Annotated in this window: 11 protein-coding genes; 7 read left to right on the top strand and 4 right to left on the bottom strand. The window is 64.3% G+C overall.

Going from position 1 to position 14,151, the window contains the following annotated elements; translation table 11 throughout:
* Positions 1 to 881: 881 nt before the first annotated feature.
* Genes G6O68_RS24070 through G6O68_RS24050 form a run of 5 tightly spaced genes read left to right on the top strand, consistent with a single transcriptional unit; the run spans position 882 to position 8,017 of the window.
* Positions 882 to 3,653 (top strand): type I restriction endonuclease subunit R, encoded by a 2,772-nt coding sequence (locus G6O68_RS24070; protein ID WP_165251211.1) that lies wholly within the window; start codon positions 882 to 884, stop codon positions 3,651 to 3,653.
* A complete protein-coding gene (locus G6O68_RS24065; RefSeq protein WP_315852139.1) occupies positions 3,650 to 5,257 on the top strand; it encodes a restriction endonuclease subunit S in 1,608 nt (535 codons plus the stop codon). The genes G6O68_RS24070 and G6O68_RS24065 overlap by 4 nt, the downstream gene beginning before the upstream one ends.
* The gene (locus tag G6O68_RS24060) at positions 5,254 to 5,559 is read left to right on the top strand and encodes a hypothetical protein (RefSeq protein WP_165251209.1); all 306 of its coding nucleotides are present in this window, start codon (positions 5,254 to 5,256) and stop codon (positions 5,557 to 5,559) included. Before G6O68_RS24065 ends, G6O68_RS24060 begins: the two co-directional genes overlap by 4 nt.
* Complete coding sequence (locus tag G6O68_RS24055) at positions 5,559 to 6,533, top strand: PD-(D/E)XK nuclease family protein (protein ID WP_165251208.1); 975 nt, start codon at positions 5,559 to 5,561, stop codon at positions 6,531 to 6,533. The genes G6O68_RS24060 and G6O68_RS24055 overlap by 1 nt, the downstream gene beginning before the upstream one ends.
* Entirely contained in the window at positions 6,530 to 8,017 is a 1,488-nt protein-coding gene (locus G6O68_RS24050) for a class I SAM-dependent DNA methyltransferase (protein WP_165251207.1), read from the top strand. Before G6O68_RS24055 ends, G6O68_RS24050 begins: the two co-directional genes overlap by 4 nt.
* A 139-nt stretch (positions 8,018 to 8,156) precedes the next feature.
* Here G6O68_RS24050 and G6O68_RS24045 read toward each other — a convergent pair whose 3' ends face one another.
* The 3 genes from G6O68_RS24045 to G6O68_RS24035 all read right to left on the bottom strand — a co-directional run bounded on the left by G6O68_RS24045 (position 8,157) and on the right by G6O68_RS24035 (position 10,738).
* Positions 8,157 to 8,462: a terminase small subunit gene (locus G6O68_RS24045; protein ID WP_165251206.1), complete on the bottom strand. Its 306-nt coding sequence runs from the start codon at positions 8,460 to 8,462 to the stop codon at positions 8,157 to 8,159.
* A gap of 284 nt (positions 8,463 to 8,746) precedes the next feature.
* Positions 8,747 to 10,060, bottom strand: a complete 1,314-nt coding sequence (locus G6O68_RS24040; RefSeq protein ID WP_165251205.1) for a Calx-beta domain-containing protein — start codon at positions 10,058 to 10,060, stop codon at positions 8,747 to 8,749.
* A gap of 372 nt (positions 10,061 to 10,432) precedes the next feature.
* On the bottom strand, positions 10,433 to 10,738 hold the full coding sequence (locus G6O68_RS24035) for a terminase small subunit (protein WP_165251204.1): 306 nt from the start codon (positions 10,736 to 10,738) through the stop codon (positions 10,433 to 10,435).
* 599 nt (positions 10,739 to 11,337) lie between these two features.
* Between G6O68_RS24035 and G6O68_RS24030 the strand changes: the two genes are divergently transcribed.
* A complete protein-coding gene (locus G6O68_RS24030; protein ID WP_165251203.1) occupies positions 11,338 to 11,937 on the top strand; it encodes a PEP-CTERM sorting domain-containing protein in 600 nt (199 codons plus the stop codon).
* Between the two features lie 116 nt (positions 11,938 to 12,053).
* Here G6O68_RS24030 and G6O68_RS24025 read toward each other — a convergent pair whose 3' ends face one another.
* On the bottom strand, positions 12,054 to 12,998 hold the full coding sequence (locus G6O68_RS24025; RefSeq protein WP_165251202.1) for a hypothetical protein: 945 nt from the start codon (positions 12,996 to 12,998) through the stop codon (positions 12,054 to 12,056).
* 255 nt (positions 12,999 to 13,253) lie between these two features.
* Between G6O68_RS24025 and G6O68_RS24020 the strand changes: the two genes are divergently transcribed.
* Positions 13,254 to 14,108 carry a hypothetical protein gene (locus tag G6O68_RS24020; RefSeq protein WP_165251201.1) on the top strand — a complete coding sequence of 285 codons (855 nt, stop codon included), beginning with the start codon at positions 13,254 to 13,256 and terminating at the stop codon, positions 14,106 to 14,108.
* The last annotated feature ends 43 nt before the right edge of the window (positions 14,109 to 14,151 follow it).

Below are 14,151 nucleotides of genomic sequence, written 5' to 3'. Positions count from 1 at the left end.
GAGGGCGTGGTCCCCGGTGGGGCCGTGTTCCGGCTGACCGACGACCGGGACGCGAGCATGCTCCGCGCCGACGACGTCGGGGTCAGTCTCCGTGTCGTCCAACGCCTGATGAGTCGCAGCAAGCCGGAATTCACCGGGCGAGACACCAAGCCGCACGCCGTCGACATCGAGCGGACCGCGCCTGCGCAGGCCGCCTCGTCGATCCTGGCCGCGACCGGGACCGACGGCCTTGCCCGCCCGCTCGTCCTATTCTCTGGAGGGACGAATCCGGCCCCTCCGATGAGCAGGGGACGGGGCAGGGGCGTATCAGCGAAGTCCTTGCCCACCGGAGGGGACGGATCGAGTCGGCATCCGTCGGAGACGGATCGAACGACAAGCGACGATGGGAAGTCGGGCGAAGTGGGTTTCGCCCGAGAAAAGACGGAGCCCGACGGGCCGGGGCGGCCTGTGACGGACTCGGTCGGAAGTGCCCCCCGATGGACTCGAACCATCAACCCGCTGATTAAGAGTCAGCGTGCCGATTCGAGCAAAGGACGAATCTCAATAGGGTTGCGTCTCCCCCCCGAGAGCGTTGCCGCGCCCTTGCCGCACGACATTCGTCAGAGCGAACCCGCCGACGCCGACTTGGCCGCCCTGGTCGAAGCGTGGCCTAGATTACCTGAGGCGATCCGCGCGGGCATCCTGGCGATGGTCCGCACCTGCAAGCCGTGAGGCGGTGGGGGGCCGATCGGGTTCGCCCTGGATGTCAGCCCCTGCATGCTTGGTTCGACCGCGCGACTGCTATAGAATACGGGCTCCCGCCGTACCGATCGGGCGAGGCGGGCCGGTCGGATGAGTGTTCGGGCGATCTCAAATCTCCGTGGCCCCCTGGGGCTTGCCGAATGAACCCCGAAGATCAGGCGCGGCAGGACATCGACCGCCAGCTCGAACAGTGCGGGTGGCACGTCCAGGACCGGTCGGCGATGAACCTCTCGGCGGGGCCGGGGATCGCGATCCGCGAGTTTCCGATGCAGACCGGGGAGGCGGATTACCTCCTCTACGTCGCCGGGAAAGCGATCGGGGTCATCGAGGCCAAGCCGAAGGGGCATCCGCTCATCGGGGTCGAAACGCAGTCGGCGAAGTACGCCGGCGCGTTGCCGCCCGGCATCCCGGCCCACGGCAATCCGCTGCCGTTCTCCTACGAGAGCACCGGGGCGGTCACGCAGTTCACGAACCTGCTCGAACCCGACGCCCGCAGCCGCGAGGTCTTCACCTTCCACCGGCCCGACGAATTGCTTCGGCTCGCCCTGCTCCGCTCCGAAGAGCAGGTGCGGAATAAGCTGAAAAACCTGCCGCCGCTCGGCCCGTCGCAACTCTGGCCGGTCCAGCGCCGGGCGATCGAGAACCTGGAACAGGCGCTAGCCAAAAACAGCCCCCGCTCGCTCATCCAGATGGCCACCGGCAGCGGCAAGACGCTGACCGCCGTCAACGCCTGCTATCGGCTCATCAAGTTCGGCGGGGCGAAACGCATCCTCTTCCTCGTGGATCGCTCCAACCTCGGACACCAGACCTACCAGGCGTTCCAGCAGTTCGTCAGCCCGATCAACGCTTACAAGTTCACCGACGAGTACCACGTCCAGCAACTCACCTCGAACTCCGTAGCCCCGACGAGCAAGGTCGTCATCACGACCATCCAGCGCCTCTATTCCATCCTCAAGGGCGAGGAGCAGTTCGACGACACCGCCGAGGAGCATTCCCTCTTCGAGTTGGAAACGGGCCTCGTCAAGGAGCCGTTGCCGGTCGTCTACAACAACCGCATCCCCATCGAAGCCTTCGATTTCGTGGTGGTCGACGAGTGCCACCGATCCATCTACAACGTGTGGCGACAGGTGCTGGACTACTTCGACGCCTTCCTGATCGGGCTGACCGCCACGCCGACCACGCAGACGATCGGCTTCTTCAACAACAACCTCGTGATGGAGTACGGCCACGAGCAGGCGGTGGCGGACGGCGTGAACGTCGGCTTCGACCTCTACCGCATCCGAACCCGGATCACCGAGGGGGGCGCGACGCTGGAAGGCGAGCCGGGCCAGTTCGTCCCCCATCGGGATCGCCGAACGCGCTCGAAGCGTTACGCCGAACTCGAAGACGACCTGACCTACACCGCCAACCAGCTCGACCGGGACGTGGTGGCCGAGGATCAAATCCGTCTGGTGATCCGCACGTTCAAACAGCGCGTTCTGACGGAGATTTTCCCAGGCCGCACCGACGTACCGAAGACCCTCGTCTTCGCCAAGGACGACAGCCACGCCGAGGACATCACCCGCATACTCCGCGAAGAGTTCGGCAAGGGGAACGACTTCGCCCAGAAGATCACCTACCGGACGACCGGGAAGAAGCCTGAAAACCTGCTGGCGGAATTCCGAAATTCCTACAACCCCCGCATTGCCGTCACGGTGGACATGATTGCGACAGGCACCGACGTGAAGCCGCTGGAGTGCCTCGTCTTCATGAGGAACGTGAGGAGCGCCGCCTACTTCGAGCAGATGAAGGGACGGGGCGTCCGTGTCATCGGCATCGACGCCTTGCGGAGCGTCACGCCCGACGCCGACGCGAAGACCCACTTCGTCCTCGTCGATGCGGTCGGCGTGGCGGAGCAGGACAAGACGGCGTGCAAGCCGCTCGACCGGACGCCGAGCGTCCCGCTCGACAAGATCCTCGGCCTGGTGGCGATGGGCGCCGCCAACCCCGACATCGTCTCGACGCTGGCGAGCCGCCTGACCCGGCTCGACCGCCAACTGACCGACGAGCAGCGCGAGCAGGTGACCCATCAGGCGGGCGGGACGGACCTCCCCGCCCTCGCGGCGAGCCTGCTCGGGAGCCTCGACCCCGACGCCCAGGCGAGCCGGGCGGCGGAGGCCTTCGGGCTCGCCGAGAATCAGGAGCCGACCGAGGCCCAGCTCGACCAGGTGCAGGGGGAGATGATGGCGGAGGCCCTGAAGCCTCTGCACGACCCCAAGCTGCGCGACCTGCTGCTGAACCTGAAACGGAGTCATGAGCAGGTCATCGACGAGGTGACGCAGGACGAACTCCTCCACGCCGGCTTCGACGCCGCCGCCCGGGAGAAAGCCCAGGCCCTCGTCACGGACTTCAAGGCGTTCATCGAACGGAACAAGGATGACCTCGAAGCGATCCAGGTCCTCTACAGCCGACCCCACCGGGCGGGCCTGCGGTTCCGGCAGGTGAGAGACCTCGCCAACGCCCTCAAGAACCCGCCGCTGTCGGCGACACCGGAGCGGGTCTGGAACGCCTACCAGGCGACCGAGCCGCAGGCGGTGAAGGGCAGGGGGGGCAAGGACCTCGTGGACCTCATCGCCCTCGTCCGCCACGCCCTCGACCCTCAGCAGCCGCTCGTCCCCTACTCCCTCTCGGTGGACGAGAGGTACCGGCGGTGGCTCGCCGAGCAAGAGCAGCGGGGCGTCGTCTTCACCGACGAGCAACGCCAGTGGCTCGACGCCATCCGGGACCACATCGCCAAGAGCCTGCGGATCGAGGAAGATGACTTCGAGTACGCCCCGTTCAATCAGATCGGCGGCCTGGGGCGGGTTCACGACCTGTTCGGCGAGCGTCTGCCGGAGATCATGGAAGAACTCAATCGGAGGCTGGCGGCGTGAGCGGATTCGTGTTCCCTCAAGGATGGTGCTCTGCGAGGCTCGCAGATCTCGTGCTGGGACCCAAAAGCATCACTTACGGAGTGCTGAAACCTGGGCCATTTGCTCCGGAGGGAAGAGTTCTGCTTCGCGTCAAGGACGTGGTAGCGGGGGTGGTCGACGACACGGACGCCTATCGAATAACAGAACAACTACATAGGCAGTTCCAGAAGTCAGAATTGCGTGGGGGGGAGGTCGTCCTGTCGATACAAGGGACCGTCGGTCGGGTAGCAAGGATTCCGAAGCACCTTGAAGGTGCCAATATATCCAGAACGCTTGCGGTCCTTAGGCCAGCCTACGAGGAGGGTACTTCTTGGATCTGGGCTATGCTTCAAACACCTCAAGTCGGGTCAACTCTCCGAGGGTGTATAACCGGTAGCACCCGTGACAGTTTGAACCTGGAGGACTTGCGTGACGTCGCCATACCTGTTCCTCCGTTAAACGAGCAACGCCGCATCGTCGCCAAGATCGAGGAACTCTTCTCCAAACTCGATGCCGGTGTCGCCGCCCTGGAGCGGGTGCGAGCCGGCCTGAAGCGGTATCGCGCCGCCGTCCTCAAGGCGGCGGTCGATGGCAAACTCACCGAGGACTGGCGGGCGCAGCACCCCGACACCGAACCCGCCTCCGTCCTGCTCGAACGCATCCTCACCGAACGCCGCCGCAAGTGGGAGGTCGATCAGCGCGTTGAGTCCGAGCGGGAAGGAAGTGGTCTGCCGAAGGGATGGCTGGGGAGGTACAGGACACCAGAAGGTGTGAGAGATCCAGAGTTGCCCCCTCTTCCGGACAGATGGGCTTGGGCCACCGTCGATCAACTCGCCGACGTTGGCACGGGGACGACTCCCCTTAGGAGCAAGAAAGAATACTTTCAAGAAGGGTCGATCCCTTGGGTGACCAGCACTGCGGTAAATCAGCCCGTTGTTCGTTCGGCATCTGAGTTCGTCACCGAACGAGCGCTCAAAGCGACAACGCTCCGAATTTACCCTGCTCAGACTCTTATTGTCGCACTCTATGTAGAGGGGAAGACTCGCGGAAAGGTGTCGGAGTTGGCGATCGACGCCACGATCAATCAGGCACTCGCCGCTTTGGTTATGGTCGGGGTTTCTTCTTCCTGTCGTGCGTACCTGAAGTCACATTTGGCGGCGAACTACGAAAAACTGCGTCGCCAGGCAGCGGGGGGCATGCAGCCGAATCTCAATCTAGGCTTGGTCCGGTCGATCGTTGTGGCCCTACCACCCCTTGCTGAACAAGTCCAGATCGTCGCCGAAGTCGAACGCCGCCTCTCCATCGTCGACGAAATCGAGACCCAGGTCGAATCCAACCTGAAGCGAGCCGCCCGGCTCCGTCAGGGCATCCTGAAGCGGGCCTTCGAGGGCGATCTCGTCCCGCAAGACCCGACCGACGAGCCCGCCGAGCAGCTCCTTGACCGCATCCGGCATGATCGTCAGTCGTCCAACTCCTCGGAGAACGGCAAGCCCGCCGCTCGAAGGCGTGGTCCTCGCCGCAAGACCATTGCGGCACCCTCGCTCTTCCCCAAGAACGATGGCATAGACGAGAGAGATGAGTCATGAGTCTCGTCATGCAGCACGTCACCTTGAGCGGCGACCGCCACTACGGTTGCCGCCGGCCCCCGCAGGCCCTCGGACACACCCTGACGGCGATTTCAACCGTCGTCCTCCCCGCCGTCTTCGAGAACGTCCTCGACGCTTCAGTCCAAGAGCACCTTCTCGATTCGCACCGCCAATCTTCGGCCGCGCCTGAGGCCACTTCCCCAGAGATCATGCTCACCGCCCTGCGGCTCAACGACGAGACCGAGCGGGCGCTTTGTACGGCGAATCATGAAGACGCATCTCGTGATCGAGGATGGCCCTGATGGTCACGAACAATCTCCTTTCACGACTTCATCGGTACGCCTCTCGCCAGGACGAGAACTTCGTCACCGAGGCGTTCGCCTACCTCCTTCGTCATCTCCTCGAAAATGAGCCGAACGTCGCCGTTCGCATCCTGAGCAGGCTGACCGGGGGGATTCTTAACGCCTCGGCCGACCAGGCATCTTCGATCACGGTGACGACGCAGGTTGCAACCGAGCAGGGGCGCCCTGATCTTGAGATCTCCACCCTCGACTCCCTCATCTACGTCGAGGCGAAGGTGGACTCCGAATTGGGGGACCGCCAACTGGAGAGGTATCGAGAAGAGCTTCAGAAGCAGGCCGGCTTTGCATACAGGGGACTGGTGCTTCTGTCACGGTATCCTGTCTCAGTCCCGCATTCGGTCGCCGGTTTGGTCGTCTCCCGACGATGGTATCAAGTCGCCGACTGGCTTCTTGATGAGCTTCAGGGAGGCTCGCTCGGTTCCGACGTGAGCCGCTTTCTCGTCGTTCAGTTCACCGATTTCCTCACCCAGAGGGGCGTCACGATGGAAGCCGTAGGATGGCAATTGGTCGAAGGTATGAAAGCCTTTCGAGGGCTCCTGGGCTTGGTTCAGGAGGCACTCGCCGCATTGAAGATCACATTCCAGAAGACCAACGGCTGGGAATCCATCAACTTCTACCTCGACGCGAAAAACTTCTGGGTAGGGATGTCCTATGACCGCCCCGGCATCCTGATCTTCTCGACCCTCCTGTCACCCGTCGGGAGCGACGGAGTTGAGAAGGCGGGCTTCGGGAGGGTGGAGCCGGAGGGCAACTCGCCAACTGGTATCAAGTGGGTCAACGAACTGGTCCTCTATTCGGAGGATGTCCATTTTTTCGCTCGATCTCGGGCGAGTCAGCTTCAGTGCATCGAGCAGTTCTTGAAGGACAGCCTCGCCGCCGCGCAGCGGGCTCGTCCAGTGAGTGACCAGCCATGAGCACCGCCAGCCAGCAGATCGTCAGCAAGGCCTGGAACTTCGCCCACGTCCTTCGGGACGACGGCCTGAGCTACATGGCCTACGTCGAGCAGATCACGTTCCTGCTCTTCCTGAAGATGGCGGACGAGCAGACGAAGCCCCCCTACAACCGCAAGCCGTTCGTGCCGGAAGGATACGATTGGGCCAGCCTCAAGGGCTTGGAGGGGGAAGCGCTGGAGATCCAGTATCGTCACGTCCTGGAGCACCTCAGTTCGCGGCCGGGGATGCTCGGCGAGGTCTTCAAGAAGGCGAAGCCGGAGATCCAGAACGCCGTCACGCTCCGCCGCCTGATCGTGGACCTGATTGACCCCGAGAAGTGGATGTCGATGCAGGCCGACGTGAAGGGCGACATCTACGAGGGCCTGCTCTCCAAGAGCGCCGCCGAGTCGCCGAAGGGGGCGGGGCAGTATTTCACCCCGCGCGAACTCATCAAGGCGATCGTGGATTGCATCCGCCCGACGGCGAGCGACACGGTCTGCGACCCCGCCTGCGGGACCGGGGGATTCCTGCTGGCGGCGCATGATTACGTCGTGGAGAAGGAGGGGCGGGACCTCGACCCCGACGAGAAGAAACACCTGAAGCGAGGCTTCGTGAAGGGCTGGGAACTCGTCCCGAACACCGCCCGCCTCTGCATCATGAACCTGATGCTCCACGGCATCGACGCCGACCCTTGCCCGATCGCCTCGGGCAAGGACAGCCTCGCCCAAGACCCCGGCGAGCGCTTCAGCCTTGTGCTGACGAACCCGCCCTTCGGGAAGAAGTCCACGATGTCCATCGTGAACGAGGAAGGCGACCTGGAGAAGGAGGACCAGGCCTATGAGCGCCTGGACTTCTGGACGACGACCAAGAACAAGCAGTTGAACTTCCTGCAGCACGTCAAGACGCTGCTCAAGGTGAACGGCCGCTGCGCCGTCGTGGTCCCCGACAACGTCCTTTTCGAGGGCGGGGCCGGCGAGACGGTGCGCCGGAAGCTGCTCGAACAGTGCGACATCCACACCCTCCTGCGGCTGCCGACCGGCATCTTCTACGCCCAGGGCGTGAAGGCGAACGTCCTCTTCCTCGACGCCAAGCCGGCCCGCGAGCAACCCTGGACCGATCGACTCTGGGTCTACGACTACCGCACCAACATCCACCACACCCTGAAGACCAAGCCCCTGAAGCGCTCGGACCTGGACGAATTCGTTTCCTGCTACCACCCAGAAAACCGCCACGAGAGAACCCCCTCGTGGAGCGAGTCCAACCCCGAGGGACGCTGGCGTTCCTTCAGCTACGACGAGATCGCCAAACGGGACAAGTTCAATCTCGACATCTTCTGGATTCGCGACAAGAGCCTCGAAGACGCCGAAAGCCTCCCCGAGCCGGACGTCCTGGCGCAGGAGATCGCCGAGGACTTGCAGGCCGCGATGGAACAGTTCGCCTCGATCGCGGCCGAGTTGAAAGAGTAGGGCCGGACCTGCGTTTGAGCCTCATGGGCCGGAGTCGGTTCGCGAACCGGAGTTCGCGCACCGACCCCCTGACCCCCTCGGGCTTTCTCCGTTTTGTGCGGTCGCTTCGCGGGATGGCCGGAACACTGCCCTGCGGAGATCAGTCGAACTGGCAGACGGATCGGCTCGCCTTGTCGGCCCGTCGCCGCTCCCGTCGACGTGCATTCCTAGCACTCCTGACCGCCTCACGTCGCTTCGCCTCCGCCCACTCCGCCTCCATCCTCGCGACTCCCGGATGCCGCCTCAGGAACTCGGCCTCGACGGCGGGCCCAACCTCGGGATGCTGCATGAGGCGCGGCCCCTGCTTGTTCGGCCAGGCGAAGCCTGCCAGCCTCGCGGCCTGGGTGGCGTTGTAGCGGGCACCATCGAGGTACGCGTCGCAGAACCGTCGCTGCATCTCGGTCATATGGCTGAATCCCCTGGGGATATCGCATATCCGAGGCTCGGCAGATCGCGGCGAACTCGCCGGAACACCAGCTTTTTCTAGCAAATACCTACATGCATCCGGGAGGCAATTCGAAGGCCGCGAATGCTAACTGCCGCCGAATCCCCCCCGGATGCATCGCGTTGATCGTCACCCAGATGCGAGCTTTCTTGGGGTCGAGAAGCCCGGTGGACCGCTGACGGCCGGGCTCCGAGTCCTGAAAGGCCCGGCCGTTTGAGTGAATGATCAGGATCGGGTGCTCGGGCTCAAGCGCTCGCGAGGGCGATGCGGGATGCCGATCGATCGTTGAGCTTGCGGTAGCCCCTCAAGCCGTCCCATCGCCAGACACCGGCATCGCCGAAGTCGAGCACGACGCCGTCGGAGGAGGCGTCGACCTCGACAAGCTCGGGCGACCTGGCGTTGAGGTGGTCCCATCGAGTCATCGACGGGACGTACCTCCAAAAGCCGGCGTAGCCGAAGTCGACGAAGACCCCGGCCTCCGAGGCGGTTATCGATCGAGGGTCGACTTCGCTGAGCCTCTCCCAGCGTCCGATCCCATCCACCATCCAGAGCCCCTCGGTGCCCAGATCGACGTAGAGGAGGCCCCGAGAACCGATGATCGCCTCGGGATCGGCCTCGTTCACTCGCCTCCACTCGCCTCCTTGGAGGCTCCAGAGGCCGCTCGCGCCGTAGTCGAAGAAGACCGGCAAGCCGCCGTCCCCGCCAACCATGGCTTCGGGGCTGGCGTCGTTGAGCTTGGTCCAGCCGCCCTGAAAGCTGTCCCAGCGCCACACGCCCTGCGGGCCGTAGTCGAGGAGGACGCCGTAACCGTCTGCGACCATGTTCTCGGGGCTGACGTCGTTGACCTTCCGCCAGTCGCCCGCGTCTTGACCCAGGGCCCATAGCCCGCCTTGGCCGAAGTCGACGAGCAGCTTGGGGCCGTCCCAGATCGGCCCCGCCTCCGGCCCGAACTGCGGCGTCGGGGCGTGCTTCGTGGGGAGCAGGGCCAGGCTCTCGGGGTCGGAGTCGCTGAGCTTCCTGTAGCCCTGCAAGGCGTCCCAGGCCCAGAGCCCGGCGGTCCCGAAGTCCATGTACGCGCCACGATCGGGCGTGGTCACGATCGCCTCGGGAGAGCGGTCGTTGATCTTGCGGTAGCCTTCCGCGTCGTTGTAGGTCCAGAGCCCGGCTTCGTCGAAGTCCATGAACGCCAGGCTGGAGTAACTTCCAGGTTCGTCGTCTTCCAGTTGGAATCCCACGACCGACCAGAAACCGAGGCCGTCCACGCCGGTCGGCTCCGAAAGTCGGACAAGGATGAACTTGCTAAGCGGCTCCGAGACGTCATCGTCGAGTATAGGTACGGAGAAAGTCGCTTGCGACTCGCCCGGGGCGAAATCGACGACGACGTCGACCGGGGCGTAGTCAAATCCCGCGAATGCCGAGGTTGACTCGGTCCGGACGCGCACGCTCGCCGGTCCCGACAGGTCGCCTGTCCGCACAACCGTCAGTGGTACGCTGCCCGCCGACTCGATTACGCTCGGGATGACCAGGCCGGGGAAGGCGATCTGCGAGGCGTCGGCCAAGAGACGACGACCCTCCAGTGGTTCCAAGCCCCAGGCGCGGAAGTGGGACCGGCGGGACCGTCCATGCGTCCGATTCATGCTGTCGCTCCATCGCTGTGGTCGGCGGTCGGGTCCGCGTCCTTATCCAATTCGGACGATCTGTGCCGCCGCCGGGAGGCGTAGCTTAACGCATGCGAGCACGGACGGACAAGGGCCTATAGTCCTGCGTTATGTGCCCATACTACTGTCGCGATTCTTAACCACGGGCGAGTTCTAAGACGCCCCGCTCCCGAAGTCGAAAGGTCGGCAATCCTTAGCTGTCACCCAAATGCGTCGGGGGCAGCTCCGCTCTCTTTTATGCACTCTCAGAACCTCTCAATACCCCCTGACAGCTCACCGGAATGACAGCAGCCCGGCCCGGAGCGGCCCTCGATGCGAAGCGACCATGAGGTCGACCTGGTTGTTGAGAATGGGCTTGATCAGTGGGTGGTGGACCAGCGCCGGTCCAACCTTGCCGGGCCACTTGTAGCCCACGAGGCGGGCCGCCTCGGTGGCGTTGCCCGTGGTCTTCCACAAATACGCGTCCACGAACGCCCTCTGCCTCTCGGTCAGCGTCGGCACTCGCGGCGGCTTATGCTTCCGCTTGGCCTTCTCGTGCCTGGCCAGCAGTCTCAACAGCCCGCGCTCGAATCGGCTCATCGCGAGACCTCCCGGCCTAGGTGCGGCACCTCGAAACTTTCACTGCTCCGGTGGAAAGACGCCCAGCCCTCGCATCGCATTCGGGCCAAAACCCCTAGTTGCACGGCTCGAAATATTCCCTGCTTCAGGGAAAGGAAACCTAGTTCCCCGCGACGCCGAAACTCGACGCGCTACTCGTTGTTGAGTTTCCCCCCGGGGGGCTGGGGAAACCCGGTGACGCCGTCGTCACTGAGTTTCCGAGCGCGGTCGCATTTCAATACTCCCATCGTCACCGAGATTCCCCGATGGGCCCTGTCCTCAGACGGGAGCTTCCTGGGATGGCGTCCCCTGCTCGCGCCTGCGATCGGCCCTCCACCGCAAGGGGAACCGTCGCTCCAGCCGCCAGGCCGCACCGCGCCAGCCCCGCCGGGCTTCCCGGCCCCGACGATCTGGTCGGCCTCGGCATCAGTGGCCCGGACTGCAAAGAGCCATCGCGTGCCTGAACGGATGATTGACTCCGCCGTCGTTCGTCGGGATGATGGCGGGCCCCATGGGCTTCGCATTGATCCGGTTCGACAAGGGATTCAAGTATGTCGTCTTCGCGTCTTGGGCGAGCCTGCATGTTCATCTTTGCCATCGTGCTCGCCTCGGGTATCGGCAGCCCCGTAAAAGCCGGCTTCGCACGCCTGGAGCTTCACAGCACGCCGGGGAGCTACATCGGAGGGGGCCTGGATTATCTAATCACGGACGACAATGCCCAGGGCTACAATCCGCTCCGGGCTGCAAACCTGCCCAATGGCGATTGGACGTACATCGAGTTTCGGGTCAGAGAAAGCGCCGAAGTCTACTCAAGGCTCAACTTCAGCACCTTCGGACTCGGAACGGGCATCCTCCCCGGGGTCTACGACGACGCCCAGCGGTCGCTCTTCGCGGCCCAAGGGCACCCTGGCATGGACGTCACCTTCGCGGCCCAGGGCAGCAACGAGTTGAGCGGAACCTTCACCATCCACGAGGTTTCGTTCACCAGGCTTCCGGGCGGATTCCGGCGGGTTGAGCGGTTCTTCGCGACTTTCGACCAGGTCAGCGACTACGGCACCTCGCGCGTATATGGCTCGCTGTTCTACAGCTTCGCGCCGGTGCCAGAACCTGCGTCGTTCGCCCTCCTGGGCACGGCCGTAGTGGCAGGCCTGGGCCTCGCATGTCGGCGTCGCGGCCGCTGAAACCACCCCGCTCGGCGAGCAACCGTCGCACGTGCCCAGGGCCGAGCTGCTTTGATATTGATCCGGCCTCATGTTTTCGCGTCTGGAGGTTTCCCGGGGATAACCCCCCGGGACCATCAGGCCCGAGGACTCGATGCGCTTCTCGTCGCCGAGTTTCCTCGACGTCGATCTTTGGGCTGGCGCGTAGCATCGCCCGCGAGGGTCGAATCCACGCGGGCCTGGTTCAGTTGCTGCGATCCCGCCTCTGCGATGTTGACCTGGGCGATGACCGGAAGGTCCAGGCGTTTGATCCTGGCCAGGGCGACGAGCCCCCTCTGGTAGCGGAGCACGGCCGCATTCAAGCTCTTCTCCCATCGCATCGCGTCCCCGACCGTCGCCTTGAACTTGCCGCTGTGGGCGCCCGCCAGGAACTTCTCCCAAGTCTGGACGTGGGTCCAATCGGCGACCACTCGGCCGGCCATCAGCCGCACCATCAGGGAGGACCCAGGCGGGGCCAGCTCGCGTTTCATCAGTTCGACCCTCGCCTCGGCCGGCTCCTTCGGGGCCGGGAGCACGTCCAACATCAGAGAGAATGTTTCGGTCTCCACATCGCCGCCGGATCTCCCCGCCGCCGCGACCAGGGCCGCAGGCAGCTTCTCGGCAGCCAGGGCGTCACCCTTGTTAGCCAGGTGGATCAGCTCGCCGATCTTGGTTCGGGCCACCTCCACCTTCGCCTTCGCCGCTGAGTCGCCCATGTCGCGCCCCCTCTGCTTGCGCCACGGCCCGCGCCGAGGCCGGTGATATCCGAACGCGGTCAAGACCGAGGCGACAGCCGCGTCCACCTCCGCGCCGTAAGCGATCACCTCGTCCCGCAAGGCCACGAGCGGGGCCAGCGTCCGGGCCTGCTCGCGCTCGGCCTCGGCCTTCTCGATCGCCCGCATCTCCCGACAATCCCTCACGAGTTCGAGACACATGGGGACGTGCCGGTCCGGCATGCGGCCCCAGCAGCGGGACGTGAACCGGTCGCCCTGGCGCGTCGACTCGTAGGCGTAGTACCTGCCTTCGATCCGTTTCAGGTGCACGGCCGTCCCTCCGTCTCGTAACCCACATCCTCCCGACTGCCCCACTTGACGACCTTTCGCCCGCGCCTCGGGGCGTCCCGAGCATTCGACCGATCCAGGCACGTCGAAGGGAGCCGTCCGCTTGTCGGCGAGATGATATAATTATATCGCGGGTGCGCTTGTCGGTAGGCCAACCACAAGCCAAGCGGACCCGGCCGGGCGCGGTCATCCCCTGACGCCCCGGCCGGGTTCGGCCCGCGTTCAGGGGAGCCCGCCATGCCGGACGAACGTCCTCGCCTCGCCCATGCTCCGATCGTCGAACATCCCTCCGAACTCCCCGAGCGATGGCAGGGTGGTGCCCCCCGGTTCCCGGTCACAGCTAAATTCTATGTGGCCGTGATGAGGGGCGAACTGGCTCATCTGATTCACTTCGGACGGCTTTATCGCGAGCCGCCCGACACCGGCCGAGTGCCCGTGGGACTGGGTCGGGTGATGGAGGCGATAGCTTATGAGATCGAACTTTGCGCCATGGGGCTTCGGCGATATCACGAGGCTTGGTCGCACACAGTCCGCAACCAGATTTCCTGGGGCCGCTCGACAATCCCTACGGGCGAAGTCTGCCTCCAGAGACTCATTAGAGAGATCTGGCGGCCGGGGCAGGGGGTGACCGCTCACGAGGTGGCCGCGCGAGTCGCTACTCGCGAAATCATCGCGGAGTGCGAGGGGATTCTCTTGCTGTGGCCTGTTATCGAGCTGAATTTCATCCTTCCTCAGATTGAAGTAGTCCCGTCCACTCCGCCGCCAGCAAGCCAACCAAGCGCAGTAGTCGCCGACACCCCGCCGGCGCTTCCCGACCTCGTGACGCCCGACCAAGCCGCCGCACCGGGTGGAGGGAGGCGAGACAGCGCCGAGGTTCGGGCGATAGCCGTCGCACTCGCTTGGGCGCGGGAAGGCCGCAAGATCACGATCGCCTCGCTCGCCCGCGAGGTGGGACGCTCACGAAGACGCCTCTACGACTATGAGGAGCTTGGGAGGTTTCTGGAGAGCCTCAAGCGACCGAAAGACTCCTTCGCGCGAGGTCGGAAATCTCGCGAGACCGGCCAGCTTGAAGCGTGGGAGGATGACGATTAAGCGGGGTGTGAAGTTCACACTTCGGGTTCACACTTCTCACATT

Origin of the sequence: Paludisphaera soli (assembly GCF_011064595.1) — a bacterium.
GTDB classification, from domain to species: domain Bacteria; phylum Planctomycetota; class Planctomycetia; order Isosphaerales; family Isosphaeraceae; genus Paludisphaera; species Paludisphaera soli.
The sequence above is the reverse complement of the archived record's forward strand: the minus strand, read 5'-3'. Positions and strand labels throughout refer to the sequence as shown.

What these genes read in the sequence shown, in the direction of transcription:
- G6O68_RS24070 (WP_165251211.1), top strand. Translation starts at nt 882, where the DNA reads ATGAACCCCGAAGATCAGGCGCGGCAGGACATCGACCGCCAGCTCGAA.
- G6O68_RS24060 (WP_165251209.1), top strand. Translation starts at nt 5,254, where the DNA reads ATGAGTCTCGTCATGCAGCACGTCACCTTGAGCGGCGACCGCCACTAC.
- G6O68_RS24055 (WP_165251208.1), top strand. Translation starts at nt 5,559, where the DNA reads ATGGTCACGAACAATCTCCTTTCACGACTTCATCGGTACGCCTCTCGC.
- G6O68_RS24050 (WP_165251207.1), top strand. Translation starts at nt 6,530, where the DNA reads ATGAGCACCGCCAGCCAGCAGATCGTCAGCAAGGCCTGGAACTTCGCC.
- G6O68_RS24045 (WP_165251206.1), bottom strand. Translation starts at nt 8,462, where the DNA reads ATGACCGAGATGCAGCGACGGTTCTGCGACGCGTACCTCGATGGTGCC.
- G6O68_RS24035 (WP_165251204.1), bottom strand. Translation starts at nt 10,738, where the DNA reads ATGAGCCGATTCGAGCGCGGGCTGTTGAGACTGCTGGCCAGGCACGAG.
- G6O68_RS24030 (WP_165251203.1), top strand. Translation starts at nt 11,338, where the DNA reads ATGTTCATCTTTGCCATCGTGCTCGCCTCGGGTATCGGCAGCCCCGTA.
- G6O68_RS24020 (WP_165251201.1), top strand. Translation starts at nt 13,254, where the DNA reads ATGCCGGACGAACGTCCTCGCCTCGCCCATGCTCCGATCGTCGAACAT.